The following is a 19,085-nucleotide window of genomic DNA, read 5'->3' as shown; positions in this document are numbered from 1 at the left end:
CTACAAAATTAAAGAATGTTTTTTTGTTGTCATTCTTGATAATATTTATCAATTAATATTTTTAATTCTGGAACAAGATCTTCTTGTTTACATGATTTATAAATTTTACCTTTTTTAAAAATAATTCCACCATTTTTACCACCAGCAATTCCTAAATCAGCTTGTTTAGCTTCTCCCGGGCCATTAACAACACAACCTAAAATGGCAATTTTTAATGGAATTTTTAAATCTTTTGTATATTCTTCTAATTCTTTTACAACGGGGAAAAGGTCATATTCTAAACGACCACATGTTGGGCAAGCAATTACATCAACAATGTTATCATAAAGTCCTAGTGAATTTAACATCCGCTTAGCAACTTCAACCTCCGCTATTGGATCAGTTGATAAACTAATTCGGATCGTATCACCAATACCATTAAAAAGAAGAGGTGACAAACCACTACATGATTTAATTGTTCCTGTATGATGACTACCAGCTTCAGTAATTCCTAAATGAAGGGGATAATTTCATTCTTGACTAGCTAAGGTATAAGCTTCAATTGCCATTAATGGTTCGGTTGCTTTTAAAGATAAAATAATATCATAAAAACCAAGATGTTCTAAAATTTCAATATGACGATGGGCACTTTCAATCATTGCTTTAGGAGTTCAACCATATTTATTAACAAGATCTAATGGCAAACTACCAGAATTAACTCCAATTCGGATTGGAATCTTTTTTTCAAGACATTTTTCGACAACTTTTTTTGTATTTTCAATACTCCCAATGTTTCCTGGATTAATTCTAATTTTACTAATACCAGCATCAGCAGCAATTAAAGCAAATTCATAATTAAAATGGATGTCTGCAACTAATGGACAAGGAGAACATTCAACAATTGTTTTTAAGACAGCAGCGTCATCTTTTCCTAAAACAGCAATTCGAACAATTTCACAACCTTCTTGATATAGTTGATTGATTTGCGCTAAAGTAGCTTCAACATCGTGTGTTTTTGTATTAGTCATTGATTGAATAACAACTTTATTTTGTCCGCCAATTTGAACATTACCAACCATTACTTTTCGCGTATTATTTCGTTTATTCATTTTTTTCACGTCCTTATCTTTTTAATCTTTTTTGCATGTTATCGTAAATGGTGGGGGAAATTATAAACGCCAGTAGGGGAGTTAAAATTCCACTAATAAACAACCCAGTACTTTATTTATTACAAAATTGTTACCTAAATCCTTTAAAATAATTTCAAGATAATCATACGACTAAATACAAAGAAATACAAGACTAAAATTAGTTTTTCATTATTTACGCTATTTTGTTTTAATTTTATTTCAATTTTGTTATAAAATGTAAATTGTAGTATAAAGTACAACAAATTTTTTAATGTTGTAGAAAACTCTTGATGAAATAAAAAAAATCATCAATATGATAACTTTAAAAGAAAATTATATAAACTTTTAATATTGTTATTTAACTTTTTTATACGTTAAAATATAATACCGATGATTGTTGGTTTGGCGTTAAACCTTTATGCTGGTATTTTCATTTTCAGAGATTTAAATAATTTTGAATGTTCGTGAAACCTAAGCCATGATAATGAATTAAGGATTCTTTAAGATTTGATTGTAATTTACTAATTTTATTTAACTTCCGATAACTAGCATCAGGATTTGTACTAGTTTTAGTTGCTAATAAAATAGAATTTGTTTGTTTTGCTACTAATAAATATAATGGTTGCATGTCAGAAATAATAATTGAATTTTCTTTGATTAATTGTTTATTAATATTTTCAATAATTCACTGTTTTTGTAATCGTTTTGTGTTGGTTGATTTAACATAAATATTATTATTGCTATCAACAGCCATTTGAATACAACATTTAGTGTTGGTTGAAAATGAATCAAGATAAATTTTTCTTTTATCAAATTTATCTTTAAAATTACCTTTGTGGATTTCTTTAATAAATGTTTCATCGATTTGAATTTTGCCATTTAACATTTTAAATTTTAATTGGGTGTTTTCTAATTGTTTTGATTTCATTATTTTTTGGCGATTATATCAAGCGGTTTTCGGTGATGTTTTAATAAAGCGGGAAATCATTTTACTAGATTGGCCTAATAATGAAATTTGAATCAATAAATTTCATTTCACTGTTCATATTTTAAATGACTTCAATACGTAAAATGATCACGAAAAGCATCAAAACTAGCACGAAATTTTTTGCATAAATATTTTTGTTTTCCTTCAGGATTATGACCATTTTTAACACAATAAAAAGATTGACAATTAGGACATTTAATACCTTTATCCCTAAATTTTTGATCAATTTCATTTAAGCGTTTTTGTTTTTTAATTAATTATGCTTCTTTTTTGACTTTTTCATGAAATTCTAAAAATTGATCATCTGTTAAACTATTTATTAATTATTCAATTATTTTTTCCATTAATTATTCACCTCTTATATTAAGAATATACCTAATTTTAGGTATATTTTATAAATATCAAGAGTTTTCTGCAAAATTAAATAACAAATTTAAAAAAATCTAAAAATTTATTTAAATATTATTGAATTTTATTTTTTGAACTATATAATAATAGATGTCTAGGAAGGTATAAGAATTGTACTTTTATTAAATTAATAATAAACAGCACAAGTTTAGCCCTATCAATATGACCATACTTTGTATTATATTATCTTATACTTCATGGATACCCTAAAAAACAATCTCACCCGGGTTGTTTTTTTATTTTAATTGCTTTTTGATAAAAAAGAAGTTATGATATAAGTATAAAAATAAATAATATACCTGTATATACTAGTAATATGGTCTAGTGTTTCTACGTCTTACCATTGGAAAAGACGCTATAGGTTAATGCTTTTGCTTTTTAAACATTAACCATTCATTTTAATGAGTACCAGGTTGATCTTTTTGTTTTTACAAACATTAAGTAAAAAAGGAGCAAAAAATATGCAACGAATTTTACAAAGTTTTATGATGATAAGTATCATTGGAACTTCAGCGAGCAGTGTTTTTGCTTGTGTAAAAAAGTATAATTTTGATAATAGTATTTGGGTTATTACTGATGGGGGAACTATAAATGATCTTGCTTTTAATCAATCCGCATGAGAAGGGGCAAGTAAATATGTTTTTGCACAAAAAAATCAGATTGTCCCACCACAAAATTGAAAAAGTTCAAACTGATGAGCAAGTTACTTTGAAACAGTTAGTCAAACTCCTGGTGATTATAAAAATGCTTATATTACATCTTCAATTGCAGGAGCAAAAACACTAGTTTTACCTGGTTTCAACCATGGCAATACCATTGGCTGAGCAGCAGGCTTAGTTGATAATATTATTTATATTGATGGAAGTAGTCAAAACATTCATCTTAATATGGACCAGAAGGCACCATTAGCAAAAAATATTATTGGAATTACTTATCAAGCTGAAGCTTCTGGATTTTATGCGAGTTTAGCAACAAGTATTTATTTAAATGCGCATCAAAACGAATATAATGGGCAATTAAAAGTTGGTAGTTATGGTGGGATGGATAATCCAGTTGCCGTTTCAAATTATATGTGAGGTTTTTTAGTTGGAATTGATTTATTTAATACTATTATTAATTCTTCAGTAAATAGTAAATGAAATAATATAAAACATAATATATTAAAACAAGTCCAAAATATTAATCAAGAAATAACAAGTTTAGAATCAATTGTTAAAGTGCAAAATGTTTTAAAACAGAATGAATCATGATTTTCACAATCATTTCAAGCTGGAGATGGCAAAATTATTAGTGATGAATTATTAGCTCGTGGCGCTCGAATTATTTTTCCTGTTGCTGGTGCACAAGCTCAAGATACAATTAATCAAATTAAAGTTAACAAAGTAAATGCTAAAATAGTTGGTGTTGATACCGAACAATCTAAAATTTATGGCGAAAATTATGTTGTGAATAGTGCTTTAAAACAAATTGCCGCTTCAACTTTTGATGCATTAAAAAATATTTATTCAGCACAATGTGGTTATGATTCACAAAATAATATATGAGATGAGGCAAAACAAACAAGTAATTGTTGAATTAATACTGACCAAACTTCTCTTGAACATCCAAGTTGGACAGGGATTGAAACAACAAAATGAGTTAAACAAGATTTAGTTGATTTTTTACATAATACAACTGATGATCATAGCAAAGATACTTTGTTTGATAAGATAGTAAAAATATTACAATATGCTTACAAAAGTGGAATTGATAATCATTCCCCAATTTCCGCACAAAATTTTACAAATACTTTACAAAATACATATGAAACACAAACAAAATTAAAAGCATATTTATTAGCAGCAATTGAAAAGGTGTTATAATTTTCTTAAGGCTTATTCATCAACTAAAAAATTATTGCAAGTAGTTATTTACAAATAAGAAAGTAGAATAATATTTTAATTTTGTAGAAAACTCTTGATGAAATAAAAAAAATCATCAATATGATAACTTTAAAAGAAAATTATATAAACTTTTAATATTGTTATTTAACTTTTTTATACGTTAAAATATAATACCGATGATTGTTGGTTTGGCGTTAAACCTTTATGCTGGTATTTTCATTTTCAGTGATTTAAATAATTTTGAATGTTCGTGAAACCTAACTCATGATAATGAATTAAGGATTCTTTAAGATTTGATTGTAATTTACTAATTTTATTTAACTTCCGATAACTAACATCAGGATTTGTACTAGTTTTAGTTGCTAATAAAATAGAATTTGTTTGTTTTGCTACTAATAAATATAATGGTTGCATGTCAGAAATAATAATTGAATTTTCTTTGATTAATTGTTTATTAATATTTTCAATAATTAACTGTTTTTGTAATCGTTTTGTGTTGGTTGATTTAACATAAATATTATTATTGCTATCAACAGCCATTTGAATACAACATTTAGTGTTGGTTGAAAATGAATCAAGATGAATTTTTCTTTTATCAAATTTATCTTTAAAATTACCTTTGTGGATTTCTTTAATAAATGTTTCATCGATTTGAATTTGGCCATTTAACGTTTTAAATTTTAATTGGGTGTTTTCTAATTGTTTTGATTTCATTATTTTTTAGCGATTATATCAAGCGGTTTTCGGTGATGTTTTAATAAAGCGGGAAATCATTTTACTAGATTGTCCTAATAATGAAATTTGAATCAATAAATTTCACTGTTCATATTTTAAATGACTTCAATACGTAAAATGATCACGAAAAGCATCAAAACTAGCACGAAATTTTTTGCATAAATATTTTTGTTTTCCTTCAGTATTATGACCATTTTTAACACAATAAAAAGATTGACAATTAGGACATTTAATACCTTTATCCCTAAATTTTTGTTCAATTTCATTTAAGCGTTTTTGTTTTTTAATTAATTCTGCTTCTTTTTTGACTTTTTCGTGAAATTCTAAAAATTGATCATCTGTTAAACTATTTATTAATTCTTCAATTATTTTTTCCATTAATTATTCACCTCTTATATTAAAAATATACCTAATTTTAGGTATATTTTATAAATATCAAGAGTTTTCTACAAAATTAAAGGAATAATAAGATGAAAATAATTAATAATTTAAATAAACATTTTTTTAATTCAGCAGATAATGATTCTAATTATGATAAAAAATTTGAAGTTAGTGAACAAAAAAGGTCGTATAAAGAAAATAAGGGTTTTAGACAAACAAGAAAAAAATACCTTTTTAATTTATTGAACTAAATAACATTTAAAAATAAAAACCATTATTTTCTTTATACGACCAAGATAAAACATTTAATTCAGCAAAACGTCAATTTTTTATCCAAGTTAATTTTAATATAACGTTAGCAAACAAACAAATTATTGAATATCCAGGAGTTGTTTTTACGATTAGTGATTTATTAACCTTATATAAATAATATTAAAAATTAAATCCATTGGAGGATAAAAAAATGAGTGAACAAAAAAGAAATGAAAATAAATTATTTAGTGATGCAAAGCAAAAAATTAGTGAATTAGAAGTTAGAATTCGTGTTCTTATTGCTGAATCAAATGACTGAGAAAAACTAGTAAAATTATTAATGCAGATTATCAGCACTAAAAATGACGAGTTTGATTTTAAAAGTGATGAATGAAATAAGATCTAGGATAGAGATGTTAAAAGAAAAAGTAAAAAATTTTAAGGAATTAGATAATTTTATTTGAAATATTTTGGTGTTATACTTATATTGTAAAACTTTATAGTAAATATTGTTTTAAATGCTAGACATCTAACAAGTTTATATGAAAGATTAAATAATCTTTTGTGTTTGCTTATTGGATGTCTTTTTTTGTTTAAGGGAGGAAATTTAGTGACATCAATTCAAAATTTTAAATGTCCTGTGTTAGGAAAAACATTAATGCAATATAAAGGAAATATTGTATATAAGAAATGTCATTTGGATAGGCTACAATTATTAGGACCATAATTATATATACTTCAAAATTAGATAAAATTATTAAGAAAGAAGGAATATAAAAATGGGAAATAAAACTTCATACTCTGAAGAATTTAAAAAACAAATTGTCATGCTATATAAAAATGGTAAAAGTGTTATTAATCTAGGGCAAGAATATAATTTACCAAAACCAACTATTTATAGTTGAGTTAAAAATTATAATAATTCTGGTTCATTTAAAGCAAAAGACAATCGCACACTAGAAGAAAATGAAATAATAACTTTACGAAAAGAACTTAAAGACTTGAAAATGGAAAATGACATTTTAAAGCAAGCCGCACTGATAATGGCCAAAAAATAACAATAATTAATAACAACAAAACAAAATATTCAGTAAGAAAAATATGTAAGATTTTGGTTTTATCAAAATCAACGTATTATTATCAAACTAATAAATGTATTAACAAGCAAGTTAATAATTATGAACAAGAAATTATCAGTGCCTTTAATAAAAGTCGCAAAATTTATGGGGCTCGCAAAATTAAAGTTATTTTAAACAGAAAAGATATCATCTTATCGCGGCGAAAAATCAGATTCTTTATGATCAAAAATAATTTGGTTTCTAAATACACCAAATTAAAATATCATAATCATAAAACAACAGTCAATAATGACCAAATTAATAATATTTTAAATCGTCAATTTAACAACAAAAAACCTAATGAAGTTATTGTTAGTGATTTAACATATGTTCAAGTTGGCGCTAAATGACATTATATTTGTTTATTAATTGACTTGTTTAATCGTGAAATAATTGGTTATAGTGCTGGGCCGAATAAAACAGCCGAACTGGTCCAGTAAGCTTTTCATAAAATAACACGACCATTAAATCAAATAACTCTATTTCATACTGATCGTGGTAATGAGTTTAAAAATAAAATCATTGATGAAATTTTAATAACTTTTAATATTAAAAGATCATTAAGCAATAAAGGCTGCCCTTATGATAATGCTGTGGCTGAAACAACTTACAAAACTTTTAAAACTGAATTTATTAAGGGTAAAAAATTTAAAAATTTAACACAATTAAAATACGAACTTTTTGATTTTGTGCATTGATATAACAATATTAGAATTCATGGCAGTTTAAATTATTTATCTCCAGTTACTTTTAGAAAACAAATGTCTATATAAAAAGTGTCCTAAAAAGTGTTGCCATTCCAAACATCATCAGAAATTATTTTTACAAATACTAAAATTTTATATGCTTCATTTCGACCAATATTATGAACTCAAATCATTATTTATCATACTATTGTACAAACAAAAGAAGACTTTATTAATTTTTTTATTGCAGAGATATTTTCTGAAGCAAGAAATGTTTCCATTGATGGAAGAATTAGAAGATTAAAATATATGTCATCATTCGCTAATTTGATCTGAAATAATTGAAATAAAATTGATGCGATTTGAAATAATAGTGACAAAAAACATCGTATACGAATTGTTGCAAAAGTATTACCAGACATTATTGTTTGAGAAACTTATCATGGAAAATGTGAAAAAAGAATCTTATCTGAGTATCTTTCAACTAATATTAGATATGATGAAGATGAAATGGTTCATTAAAATAAAATTATCAAAAAGTTAATTTATATTGCTATAAAAATACTTGCATTTTTTAATAAAATTTGTTAAATATATTATTGGCAGTTACATATGCCATTTGCTAATAGTCATGTTAATAAGGAGGAATGTTATATGATTAAACCACTAGGAAAAAATATTGTCTTAGAGAAAGAAGAAAAAAAAGAAACATTTATTAATGGAATTTATTTACCAGAAGGCGAAAAAAACAAAAGCCATATTGGAAAAATAATTGCAATTAGTACTGAAGTTAGTAAAGGTGAGACCTTTGAAGGAAAAATAAATAATAAAGTTCTTTATCGCGAATATGCCGGAACTGAAATTGAATTTAATAATAAAAAATTAGTTTTAATTTCTAATGAAGATATTTTAGGCGTGATTGAAGAATAAAATTAAAGGGGGAATAAAAATTATGTCAAAATCAATTAAATTTGCTGAAGAAGCAAGAATGAAATTACTTAATGGAATTAATAAATTAACTGATGCAGTAAAAGTAACTTTAGGACCAAAAGGAAAATATGTTTTATTAGAAAAAACTTATGGTTCACCATTAATTACAAATGATGGTGTTACAATTTCAAAGGAAATTGAATTAAGCAATCATTTTGAAAATATGGGAGCTAAGTTAGTTGCTGAAGTTGCTAATAAAACAAATGATGTTGCCGGCGATGGAACAACAACGGCAATTGTTTTAACTCAAGCGATTGTTAAAGAAGGATTAAAAAATATTACTGCTGGTGCAAATGCTGTAGCTATTCGTAATGGAATTGAAAAAACAGTTAAAGCAATTGTGGATTTATTAAAACAATCAGCAAAAGAAATTAAGTCAAAAGAAGAAATTGCACAAGTTGCGAGTGTTAGTTCAAAAGATCCTGAAATTGGTGCCTTAATTGCTGAAATTATGGCTAAAGTTGGTAATGATGGGGTTATTACGATTGAAGAATCAAAAACAATCAATACTGAAACAAGTGTTACTGAAGGATTACAATTTGATAAGGGATATTTATCACAATACATGGTAACTGATAGTGAAAAAATGTTAACAGAATTTGAAAATCCATATATTTTAATTACTGATAAAAAAATTAGTAATATGAAAGAAATTCTACCAATTTTAGAAAAAATTGTTGAAGAAGGACGTCCATTATTAATTATTGCTGATGATGTTGATGGTGATGTTTTACCAACATTATTACTAAACAAAATGCGTGGTGCTTTTAATATTTGTGTTGTTAAAGCGCCGGAATTTGGGAACAACCGTAAAGATTTATTGGAAGATATTGCTATGCTAGTAAAAGGTAAATTTGTTAATGGTGATTTAGGAATGGATTTCAAAACTTTAACTTTAGATGATTTAGGAACTGCAAAAAAAGTAATTGTTTCAAAAGATACAACAACAATTATTGAAGGAAAAGCAACACGTGCAGAAATTGAAGATCGTAAAGAATTTATTCGTAATCAAATCAAAAATGAAAAATCAACATTTGAGCAAGATAAATTGAAAAAAAGATTAGCTAAACTTGCTAATGGTGTTGGAATCATTAAAGTTGGTGCACCAACTGAAATAGAAATGAAAGAGAAAAAATTACGAATTGAAGATGCCTTAAATTCAACTAAAGCTGCTGTTGAAGAAGGCATTGTTGCTGGTGGTGGAACGGCATTAGTACAAGTTGGGAAAAAATTAGGAAATTTAAAATTAAATGATGAAGAAAAATTAGGATTAAATATTGTGTTACGAGCAATTGAAGAACCAGTTCGTCAAATTTCTGCTAATGCTGGTGTTGATGGTTCAATTATTGTTAATAAATTAAAAGAACAAAGTGACAATTTTGGTTATAATGCTGCAACAAATATATGAGAAAATATGATTGAGGCAGGAATTGTTGATCCAGTTAAAGTAACACGTTATGCTTTACAACATGCTGGTAGTGTTAGCGCTTTGTTGTTAACAACGGAAGCTGTTGTAGTAAATAATGTTGAAGACAAACAACCAAAAGCACCAAGTTATCCTGACTTAGGAATTTAATTAAAGAAACATTATAAAAAGACTGATTAAAATCAGTTTTTTTATAAATTTATTTTCATTTTATTAGATTTATAATGTTTTTATGTTCTCAATTTTAATATATTCTGAAACAATTCCTAAGATATCGTCTTTAAAATATCAAATTGCAATACAAATTAAAGAAATAATTACTAATAAAATAATTGTATAAATAATTCGTTTAATTTTAAGATATTTAATAATTAAACATAATAAAATAATTACGATAACAGCAATTGTTGATGGCATTCCAATTGAAATAATTTTGTTTCAAATTTCTTGTGATTTTGTTATATTTGCTAAAAATAACATAGTTTTTTGATCCTTTCTAAGTTATAAAATTTATCATTCATTAATTACCTTAACATGTAAATTATATCAATTTTTTTATAATGAAATTGTAAAACATTTGTCTTAGGTTAATAAAATAAAAACGATTTGTAAGAAAATGAGAATGATTTATGTTATTTGCCTTTTGTATTACCGAACTTTTATATTTTAAAAATTCCGGGTCTTGTTTGATATGGTGGATGATAAAAACAATTATTGTCAGATATATGGCATTAAAAAGTTTACTATTTAAAAATACTGGTTATTAATTATTTTAAACTTAGATTATATCTAGGTTTTTATTTTTTATGATAGAATAATAAAGTATTATTTATAGAGAAATAAAATGTGAAAAAGAGGAGAAAAAATGAGTGACGAAATTAAAAAAGAAGAAAAAGTAGATAATTCCGATAGTTATAGCAATGAAGATAGTTTTGTAAATATTTATAAGTATGCGTTAAAAAAAGGAAATAGTCCATTTTATAAAACCTTTTTAATGGGTTTAGCTGCTGGTTTATTTATTGGATTTGGTTATATTGCTGCAATTACGGCAATAAAGGGAAATTGAGATAATATCCCAATTGGCTTAAAAAGTTTAGTATTGGGTCTTGTCTTTACTGTTGCAATTACAATGATTGTTTTTCTTGGGGGAGAGATGTTTACATCAAATTCTTTAGCATTAATTGTTGTTTTTAAAAAACAATTAAATGTTGGAAGATTTGTTAGTAATTTATTTATTGTTTTAAGTGGTAATTTCCTTGGTTGTTTAGTGATGGCTGGTTTAACAGCGTGAGGTGGTTTTTTAAATCATACTCCTAATTCTGAAACTGATTTTTATAATAATGCGGTAATCTTAATTAATGGAAAATTAGAACACAAATGATGAGAAAACTTTGGGAGTGCCATTTTATGTAACTTTTTAGTTGCTGGTTCTATTTATGCTGCACATACAACTAAAACGGCCGTTGCTAAATTCTTTGTTGTAAATTTAATTATTATGGCTTTTGCAATTTCTGGATTTTCGCATGTAGTTGCTAATTCATATTTATGATTTTTACAACCATTTTTAAAAATTTTTGGGACAAGTGGTGGTTGAACAGATTTTGGAAAATTTGCTTACAATGTTCAATTACCAACTTTAATTGGAAATTTCTTAAGTGGAGGAATTTTCTTACCATTTTTATATTATTTTATTTATCGAAAAGATGTAAAAGAAAAATTAACACTTTAATTGCTTTTGAAAAAAAGAAATGTTGTTACTTTAATAACATTTCTTTTTTAATTATTTTATTGTTTCAATGATATTATTAATTGGAAGATATTGATAATGGAGGGGCAAATGAGTAAAAATATTTATACAGTTAGTGAAATTAATTATTATTTAAAAACAATAATTGAACAAGAACCAAATCTAATTAATATTTCTTTACAAGGAGAAATTTCTAATATTACAAATCACTCATCGGGACATGTTTATTTTACAATCAAAGATGAAAAAGCCCAAATTCGGGCAATTATGTTTGCATTTAATGCAAAAAACTTACAATTTAAATTAAAAGAAGGCTTAAAAATTATTGCAACAGGTTCTATTAAGGTATATGAGCGGCAAGGAACATATAGTTTACAAGTAGTTACTTTATCTTTACAAGGTGTTGGTACTTTGTTTTTAAAATATGAAGCATTAAAACAAGAATTAAGTAAAAAAGGTTGGTTTGATCAATCTTTAAAAAAACCAATTCCACGTTTTCCAAATAATATTGGTGTAATAACAGCTCCAACTGGTGCTGCGATTCGTGATATTATTACTACAATTCATCGCCGTTTTCCCCAAGCAAACATTTATTTATTTCCAAGTTTAGTGCAAGGAAGTGAAGCAAAACATGATATTCGAGCAAAAATTAAGGCAGCACAGGCATTTGCTCCGCATCTTGATACATTAATTGTTGGTCGTGGTGGGGGCAATACTGAAGATTTATGAGCTTTTAATGAACTTGAAGTTGTCGAGGCAATTTATCAAGCAACTATCCCAGTTATTTCGGCTGTTGGTCATGAAATTGATTTTACCTTAGCTGATTTTGTTAGTGATTTACGAGCACCAACACCAACTGCGGCGGCTGAATTAGCAACACCCGATCAGAAAGAATTAGTTAATTATTTGCAACAACAATGCCGTCATTTAATTAATCTTATTAAAGGCAAAGTTGATAAGACAGAAGATAAACTAAGCGAATTAAAAAATAGTTATGTTTTAACAAGGCCCCGAGTATTATATACACAATCTAAGCATTCTTATCAATTATTATTAAAGCAGTTTAATGTTTTACAAGAAACATTCTTTATAGCAAATAAAAATATAATTCAAAATTATTATCAAACATTAGTAAGAACAATTCAACAACAAATTTTAACAATTGAACATGATAAAAATAATTTAATAAGTAAATTAGACTTATTAAGCCCTTTAAAAACATTAACTCGTGGTTATAGTATTACTTACAATGAAAATAAAAATGTGATATCAGCGACCAATGATGTTCAGAATAATGATATAATAATGACACGTGTGCAAGATGGAATTATTCAATCAATTGTACAAGCAATTAATAAGGATGGTGAAAAAAATGACAAATAATAAATCATTTGAACAAATTTTAGAACAATTAAAGCAAATTATTAATGATTTAGAAAATAATCAATTGCCATTAGATCAAGCAATTGATGCTTTTGAAACGGGCATTAAATTAACAAAATTAGCGGAAACTAAATTACAAGATATTAAAGATAAAGTCACTAAAATTGTTAAGGATAATAACCCAACTGATTTTAAAGTTGATGAAGAATAATTTATTATGGCAGGGCAAATTTTTGAACGTAGTGGCTGAGTTAAAAAAAATAATATTAAAATTTGAAAAAAATTGCATGAGTTAAAATTAAGTCGGGTGATTTTAAAAGATTTTAAAACTTTTGATGAAAAAGATATTTTAATTAAAAATTTTGTTTATTTATTACGATTAAATAATTTAGATGAGCAAGAATATTTTGATAGTATTATTTTAATTAAATTAGTTTTAATTTATTATCATATGCAATATATTCGTCATACTGGCGTAAAGCGTGAACAAGAACAAATTTTAAAAATAATTAAGGAATTAAAAAGCAAAATTTTTGTTAATTACCTCGATGATAATTATGAGGAAACAATTTTTGCGAATAATGACATTACAAATTCAAAAATTAAGATGTATTATAATTTTAATTTACTTTATAATTTTATTGCTAATGTTTTTTATCAACCTTTTGTTAACCTTCCAAATCATGAATTATATTTTAATTATGGTTATTATCTTGTTTTTTTAATTAATTTAACAGTAATGAGAAAGTTATTAAAGGATAGCAGTAATGTTGAAATTTATAAAATAAAATTAGATGTAACAGCTTATTGTCATTATTTGATTGGAAAAATTACACCATTATATTTCAATAATTTTGTTCAACAAATTAATTATTTTTTACAAAAGTATTAAGTGGGGTTAAAAGATGAAATTACAAGATTATCAGCATTATACTGATTTAAAAAATTTAAAAACAAAAGCTTTAATTGAATTAGCAGCGGATGTTCGCCGTCTTATTATTGAAACAGTTACCAAAAATGGGGGACATTTAGCTAGTAATTTAGGGACAGTTGAATTAACAATTAGTTTATTAAAAACTTTTGACATTGACAATAATGATTTTATTATTTTTGATACTGGTCATCAAACTTATGCTTATAAAATTTTAGCTGATCGTAAAACACATTTTTCAACGATTCGCTTACCTGATGGCTTAGCGGCTTTTCAACATATTAACGAGAGTAAATATGATCATCTTTCTAATGGCCATGCGGGAACTGGTTTATCCACAGCGATTGCTTATAGTTATAATCAAAAATATAATAATATTATTTGTGTGATTGGGGATGCAGCATTTACTAATGGCTTAACTTTAGAAGCTTTAACTTATTTAGGAACAATTTCCAATAAAATTATTGTTATTTTAAATGATAATGGAATGAGTATTTCCAAAAATGTTAATATTTTACATACAACAGTTAGTAAAGTCCGAAGTGGATGACTATATCGTAGTGCTAGTAAAGTTGCAAAAGTTTTACGTTATATTCCCCCATTAACATTATTATGATTAGGGCATCTATTAGTTGAAAAAATTATTCGTAGTTTTGTAATTCCACCGTTATTTGCTGGTTTTAATTTAGATTATATTGGGACAGTGGATGGCCATAATTTTCGTAAATTAGCAAAAAGTTTTCGCCAAGCAAAAAAACAAAATGCAAGTGTAGTTCTTCATATTAAAACAAAAAAAGGTTATGGTTATGGGTTAACCCAAGCAGAACAAGAAAAATATCATTCTTATAGTTTAACTGATAATAAACATAATGAATGAAGTTATTATGTTGCAAAAAAGTTGGGAAAAGTATTTCAAACAGCATCAGAAAAATTTTATTTTATTTCCGCCGCAATGCAAGCTTCAGTTCATTTAGAAGAATTTATACTTCAAAATCCGCAATATTGTTTAGATGTTGGTTTAGCAGAAGAACACGCCGTCACCTTAGCTGCCGGTTTTGCTTTAGACCATCAAAAAGTAATTGTGAATATGTATGCTAGTTTTTTACAACGAACTTATGATCAAATTTTACATGATGTTGTTCGTAATCATTTACCAGTTGTTTTTTTGATTGACCGAGCTAGTTTAGCACTTGCGGATGGGGATAGTCACCATGGAATTTATGATATTGGGTTTTTAAATAGTATGGGTGATTTACCAATTATTAGTCAACCAGCAACTAGTGGTGAGTTTGACCAGTTATTAAAGTTAGCTTTAATTAATAAAAAAGATCCTTTTTTTATTCGTTACCCAAAAGGTGGAATTACGCAGCAAGTTTTGTCAGTACCATTCTCAGTTGGACAGTGAGAATATGTTATTAAACATCCTAAAGCCCGAATTTTATTAATAACATATGGGAATAATGTAATTAAAACAAAAATAGTTATCACAAAATTAGACACAAAAAAAATTAATGTTATTAATGCTCGCTTTATTAATCCAGTTGATAGAGAAATGTTAAAACAAATTAACATGGAAAAATACCAAAAAATTATTATTTTTGAAGAAGTTATTAAAGAAACTGGTTTATATGCGAAGATTATTGATTTATTAATTAATCATAATGCAACAATTTCACATTATGGTTATGAAAATGGTTTAATTAAAAAAGAGATGAATAATCTTGAAGAAATTTTAAGAAACTTAATTAATTAAGAAATATCCTTGTATTATGAAAAAATAAGAGTTAAATTTATAGAAAAGAAAAGGAGAATAATGCTAATGGAATATGTTAAAGTAAAATTAGATAAAAAAGCAAAATTAGAGCAGTATTTAGAAAAATATCAAGTTGATGGGATTTTATTTCATTCAACCGTTAATCGTTTTTGATTATCTGAATTTTCTTCTTACGAAGGCTATTTGTTATTCACAAAAACTGAATCAATCTTGTATTTAGATGGGCGATATATTACTGCCGGTAAGAAGGAAACAAGAAATGTTACACATGTTATTGAAATGACAACCAATCATCCTGGTGACTTTTTTGAAATGTTACAAAGTGATTTGGTTAAAAACAAGGTCAAAAATTTAGCTTTTGAGAGTGATTGCTTAACATATTTGACTTATCAAAATTTAACAACAAATTTATCATCAGTTACTTTAAAACCAGTTGATTTCTCAGAATTACGAGCAATTAAAACAAATCCTGAGATTGAAGCTTTAAAGCAAGCATTTGCAATTGGTGATATTGCAATTAATAATGTTATTAACAAAATTAAAGTTGGAATGACAGAACGTCAAGTTGAACAAATTATTATTAATAGTTTTATTGAAGCTGGCGCTGATAAGCCTAGTTTTGATACAATTGTTGCTTCTGGATGACGATGAGCATTGCCACATGGACGTGCAAATGATAAAATAATTGCGAATAATGAATTAATTACAATTGACTTTGGCTGTATTTATAATGGTTATTGTTCTGATACAACACGAACAATTGGGTTAGGAACACACCATCATCTAAAATGTTAGAAATTTATGATGTTGTTTATGAAGCACAAAGTTTAGGAATTCATGCAATTAAACCGGGCGTTACAACAGCAACGATTGATAAAATTTGTCGTGATTATATCATAAGTAAAGGTTATGGCGAATATTTCGCACATTCAACAGGGCATGGGGTTGGTATTGAAATCCATGAATTCCCTCGCGTATCACCATTTTGCGATGTCTTATTAGAACCAGGAATGGTTATTACTGTTGAGCCAGGAATTTATATTCCTGATTTAGGTGGTGTTCGCATTGAAGATGATATTTTAGTCACCGAAAATGTATTTCATCTTTTAACAGAAGCAAAACGTGAATTAATTTTAATTTAAGCTAATGAAAACAAAATTAACAAAAACACAAATTTTTATTCTTATCTTTTTTATTTTCATGCTTTTGTTTCTATTCTTATCATTGTTACTAATTATTATTTCCGGTAAAGAAATTTATTATATTCTTTCTAATAATCAACAATTATTATTAGTTGGTACTAGTCGTTTTGGTGTTGAGAAAGGCGTTCAAAATTTTCCATACGTGTTTTTTATCATACAATATGGTTTTAATTTTATTTTTACAATGCAAATTAAAAATGCTTCTGGCGAAGTTTTTGCCTCAAATGTTATTCTTTTATATCAAATTGGTTATTTTTTCTTAGTAATAATGATTCCAGTTTGTGTTTTAGGTTTTTTTATTAGTATTTTAGTTTTTTTATTAAAACAAAAAATACCAACATTAAAATCAGAAAGTTCCTCATACAATAATGAAGGGCAGCTCTTAGATGATTTAAAAACAAATATGAATCAAATTCAAGAATATTTAATTAAATTGCATAAAGATGTTAAGACATTAAAAAAAATTACTGGAATAATTACGACAAAACCAGTTGTCCCAAATTCGACTCAAGTGAACGATAATCCAGTTAATTATCAAAGCCAAAATTTAGACCTTATTCAAGCAAAGCAAACATCACGGCAACAAAATTCAAAAATTATTAATCAAGATGAATTAGAACAAACAAATAGTGGTATTGAACGCCCAAATATTTTAGTTAATCCGACAGAGTATATTATGCCAAAACGTGATGAAAATTTTGTTAATAATTTTCCAACGCAACAATTTTTATCAACACAAATGTTATCTGAGTCAAAAAATGAAAAGAAACTTTCATTAAGTGCAATTTTTGATCGAAAAAAAATTCAAACTGAATTAGAACAAGATAAAATTGAAGATGAAGAACAAAATAATGAAGAAATTAATACTTTTTCGTTAAAATTTGATGATCCAACAATAATAGAAAATCAAACATTTCGTGAAAAGGTTGGATTTAATCTAAATAATTATGATTATACCGATAATGAACAAAATAATTCCCTTGAAATAAAATCTATTTATCAAGTTGGTGATCGAATTATTGATAATACAATTGAATATGAAATTATATTAGTTGTTCCTCATCAGCAAAATGATACTATAATTTATGAATTAACTTTAAAATCAACAGTAGATGGAACAATTAAATCTCTTATGAGAAAATAATTTTTATTAAATATTTTACTAAGCAATTAAGTTGTTAAAGGCACTAGGGTGCTTTTTTTATTCTTTTTTTATTCAGTATAATTATAATTATCATTCAAAAGTAGAATGGCAATGGTTTTTTGGACAAATTTTATGTAGAATAATAATTTATGTATTGCACTGGTGTTAAATAATTTAGTTTGCTATGAATTCGAATATTATTGTACCAATTAATGTAATCAAATAATTCTAATTTAAACTGCTCAACGTTTTTAAAATTATTATTTTTAATAAATTCAGTTTTAAAAATTTTGTATGTTGATTCCGCAACAGCATTGTCATAAGGACAACCTGGTTTACTGTAAGATTTTTGAATCCCATTTTTAACTAACAGGTTATATAAATAAGATTATTATTGAATTCACTGCCTTGATCAGTGTGAAATATTTTAATATTGCTTAATGAAAATTGAAGTTTATTAAAGCTGCTTTCAACTAATTTGGCATTTTTGTGTAAACTAACATCATAACCAATAATTTCTCGATTAAATAAATCAACTAAGAAACAGACATAATATCATTTGTTACTAATAAAAACATAGGTTAAATCACTGACAACAACTTCATGTAGTTTATAACTATCAAAATCTTGATTTAACAAATTGTTATATTTATATGTAACATCAGCTGTATTTGAATGTTTGTATTTGATTTTTGTATAATTTGAAATTAAGTTATATTTTTTCATTATGTTGCTGATTTTTACACGAGATAACATGATATTTTGATGAGATAATATAACTTTAATTTTGCGTGTTCCATAATTTTTACGACTTTTTAGAAAAATACTGATAACAGCATTATCAATGTTTTGAGTATTCTTGGGATTATTTGCTTTTAATTGATAGTAATATGTTGATCTAGCAAATTTCAATGTTTTACATAAATTA

Annotated in this window: 21 protein-coding genes, 1 pseudogene and 1 riboswitch; of the genes and pseudogenes, 14 read left to right on the top strand and 8 right to left on the bottom strand. The window is 26.0% G+C overall.

The annotated features are described in order from the left end of the window. Nucleotides 1–8: 8 nt before the first annotated feature. The 3 genes from ispG to AAHM76_RS08665 all read right to left on the bottom strand — a co-directional run bounded on the left by ispG (nt 9) and on the right by AAHM76_RS08665 (nt 2,297). Complete coding sequence (ispG, locus tag AAHM76_RS06655; RefSeq protein WP_342256857.1) at nt 9–1,088, bottom strand: flavodoxin-dependent (E)-4-hydroxy-3-methylbut-2-enyl-diphosphate synthase; 1,080 nt, start codon at nt 1,086–1,088, stop codon at nt 9–11. A 388-nt stretch (nt 1,089–1,476) separates the two neighbouring features. After that, complete coding sequence (locus AAHM76_RS06650; RefSeq protein ID WP_342255866.1) at nt 1,477–2,133, bottom strand: transposase; 657 nt, start codon at nt 2,131–2,133, stop codon at nt 1,477–1,479. Next, a complete protein-coding gene (locus AAHM76_RS08665) occupies nt 2,112–2,297 on the bottom strand; it encodes an IS1/IS1595 family N-terminal zinc-binding domain-containing protein (protein WP_425289484.1) in 186 nt (61 codons plus the stop codon). The genes AAHM76_RS06650 and AAHM76_RS08665 overlap by 22 nt, the downstream gene beginning before the upstream one ends. Before the next feature lie 487 nt (nt 2,298–2,784). Further along, a riboswitch (purine riboswitch) is annotated at nt 2,785–2,883 on the top strand. An 83-nt stretch (nt 2,884–2,966) separates the two neighbouring features. Between AAHM76_RS08665 and AAHM76_RS06645 the strand changes: the two genes are divergently transcribed. After that, nucleotides 2,967–4,367 (top strand): BMP family ABC transporter substrate-binding protein, encoded by a 1,401-nt coding sequence (locus AAHM76_RS06645; RefSeq protein WP_342255865.1) that lies wholly within the window; start codon nt 2,967–2,969, stop codon nt 4,365–4,367. Nucleotides 4,368–4,541: 174 nt separating this feature from the next. On the opposite strand, the gene AAHM76_RS06640 is transcribed toward AAHM76_RS06645, so the two are convergent. Next, nucleotides 4,542–5,102 carry a transposase gene (locus AAHM76_RS06640; RefSeq protein ID WP_342255864.1) on the bottom strand — a complete coding sequence of 187 codons (561 nt, stop codon included), beginning with the start codon at nt 5,100–5,102 and terminating at the stop codon, nt 4,542–4,544. A gap of 6 nt (nt 5,103–5,108) precedes the next feature. Beyond that, a complete protein-coding gene (locus tag AAHM76_RS06635; protein ID WP_342255863.1) occupies nt 5,109–5,501 on the bottom strand; it encodes an IS1/IS1595 family N-terminal zinc-binding domain-containing protein in 393 nt (130 codons plus the stop codon). A gap of 466 nt (nt 5,502–5,967) precedes the next feature. On the opposite strand from AAHM76_RS06635, the gene AAHM76_RS06630 reads away from it, so the two are divergent. The 5 genes and pseudogenes from AAHM76_RS06630 (at nt 5,968) to groL (ending at nt 10,126) form a co-directional block, all read left to right on the top strand. After that, nucleotides 5,968–6,162 carry a hypothetical protein gene (locus AAHM76_RS06630; RefSeq protein WP_342255862.1) on the top strand — a complete coding sequence of 65 codons (195 nt, stop codon included), beginning with the start codon at nt 5,968–5,970 and terminating at the stop codon, nt 6,160–6,162. Between the two features lie 373 nt (nt 6,163–6,535). Continuing rightward, a pseudogene (locus AAHM76_RS06625) lies at nt 6,536–7,647 on the top strand (IS3 family transposase). 15 nt (nt 7,648–7,662) lie between these two features. Beyond that, nucleotides 7,663–8,082 (top strand): hypothetical protein, encoded by a 420-nt coding sequence (locus AAHM76_RS06620; protein WP_342255861.1) that lies wholly within the window; start codon nt 7,663–7,665, stop codon nt 8,080–8,082. Between the two features lie 132 nt (nt 8,083–8,214). Continuing rightward, nucleotides 8,215–8,490, top strand: a complete 276-nt coding sequence (locus AAHM76_RS06615) for a hypothetical protein (RefSeq protein ID WP_342255860.1) — start codon at nt 8,215–8,217, stop codon at nt 8,488–8,490. 22 nt (nt 8,491–8,512) lie between these two features. After that, nucleotides 8,513–10,126, top strand: a complete 1,614-nt coding sequence (gene groL / locus AAHM76_RS06610) for a chaperonin GroEL (RefSeq protein WP_342255859.1) — start codon at nt 8,513–8,515, stop codon at nt 10,124–10,126. Nucleotides 10,127–10,195: 69 nt separating this feature from the next. On the opposite strand, the gene AAHM76_RS06605 is transcribed toward groL, so the two are convergent. Beyond that, nucleotides 10,196–10,456, bottom strand: coding sequence for a hypothetical protein (locus AAHM76_RS06605; protein ID WP_342255858.1), 261 nt, complete (start codon nt 10,454–10,456; stop codon nt 10,196–10,198). A gap of 385 nt (nt 10,457–10,841) precedes the next feature. On the opposite strand from AAHM76_RS06605, the gene AAHM76_RS06600 reads away from it, so the two are divergent. The 8 genes from AAHM76_RS06600 (at nt 10,842) to AAHM76_RS06565 (ending at nt 18,157) form a co-directional block, all read left to right on the top strand. Further along, nucleotides 10,842–11,705: a formate/nitrite transporter family protein gene (locus tag AAHM76_RS06600; RefSeq protein WP_342255857.1), complete on the top strand. Its 864-nt coding sequence runs from the start codon at nt 10,842–10,844 to the stop codon at nt 11,703–11,705. A gap of 108 nt (nt 11,706–11,813) precedes the next feature. Further along, nucleotides 11,814–13,106: an exodeoxyribonuclease VII large subunit gene (gene xseA / locus AAHM76_RS06595; protein ID WP_342255856.1), complete on the top strand. Its 1,293-nt coding sequence runs from the start codon at nt 11,814–11,816 to the stop codon at nt 13,104–13,106. After that, nucleotides 13,096–13,317, top strand: a complete 222-nt coding sequence (xseB, locus tag AAHM76_RS06590; RefSeq protein ID WP_342255855.1) for an exodeoxyribonuclease VII small subunit — start codon at nt 13,096–13,098, stop codon at nt 13,315–13,317. The genes xseA and xseB overlap by 11 nt, the downstream gene beginning before the upstream one ends. Nucleotides 13,318–13,323: 6 nt before the next feature. After that, the gene (locus tag AAHM76_RS06585) at nt 13,324–13,998 is read left to right on the top strand and encodes a hypothetical protein (protein ID WP_342255854.1); all 675 of its coding nucleotides are present in this window, start codon (nt 13,324–13,326) and stop codon (nt 13,996–13,998) included. 13 nt (nt 13,999–14,011) lie between these two features. Further along, on the top strand, nt 14,012–15,790 hold the full coding sequence (locus AAHM76_RS06580) for a 1-deoxy-D-xylulose-5-phosphate synthase (protein ID WP_342255853.1): 1,779 nt from the start codon (nt 14,012–14,014) through the stop codon (nt 15,788–15,790). Between the two features lie 66 nt (nt 15,791–15,856). Beyond that, nucleotides 15,857–16,606: a Xaa-Pro peptidase family protein gene (locus AAHM76_RS06575; protein WP_342255852.1), complete on the top strand. Its 750-nt coding sequence runs from the start codon at nt 15,857–15,859 to the stop codon at nt 16,604–16,606. Further along, nucleotides 16,600–16,953 (top strand): M24 family metallopeptidase, encoded by a 354-nt coding sequence (locus AAHM76_RS06570; protein WP_342255851.1) that lies wholly within the window; start codon nt 16,600–16,602, stop codon nt 16,951–16,953. Before AAHM76_RS06575 ends, AAHM76_RS06570 begins: the two co-directional genes overlap by 7 nt. A gap of 244 nt (nt 16,954–17,197) precedes the next feature. Next, entirely contained in the window at nt 17,198–18,157 is a 960-nt protein-coding gene (locus tag AAHM76_RS06565) for a hypothetical protein (protein WP_342255850.1), read from the top strand. Nucleotides 18,158–18,287: 130 nt separating this feature from the next. Here AAHM76_RS06565 and AAHM76_RS08660 read toward each other — a convergent pair whose 3' ends face one another. Continuing rightward, a complete protein-coding gene (locus AAHM76_RS08660; protein WP_425289483.1) occupies nt 18,288–18,512 on the bottom strand; it encodes an IS3 family transposase in 225 nt (74 codons plus the stop codon). Between the two features lie 11 nt (nt 18,513–18,523). Then, nucleotides 18,524–19,069 carry a DDE-type integrase/transposase/recombinase gene (locus tag AAHM76_RS06560; protein ID WP_342255849.1) on the bottom strand — a complete coding sequence of 182 codons (546 nt, stop codon included), beginning with the start codon at nt 19,067–19,069 and terminating at the stop codon, nt 18,524–18,526. Nucleotides 19,070–19,085 lie beyond the last annotated feature (16 nt).

It is taken from the genome of Spiroplasma endosymbiont of Poecilobothrus nobilitatus (assembly GCF_964030655.1).
GTDB lineage: Bacteria > Bacillota_I > Bacilli_A > Mycoplasmatales > Mycoplasmataceae > Spiroplasma.
Note: the sequence above shows the minus strand (reverse complement) of the source record. Positions and strands in the feature narration are given on the sequence as shown.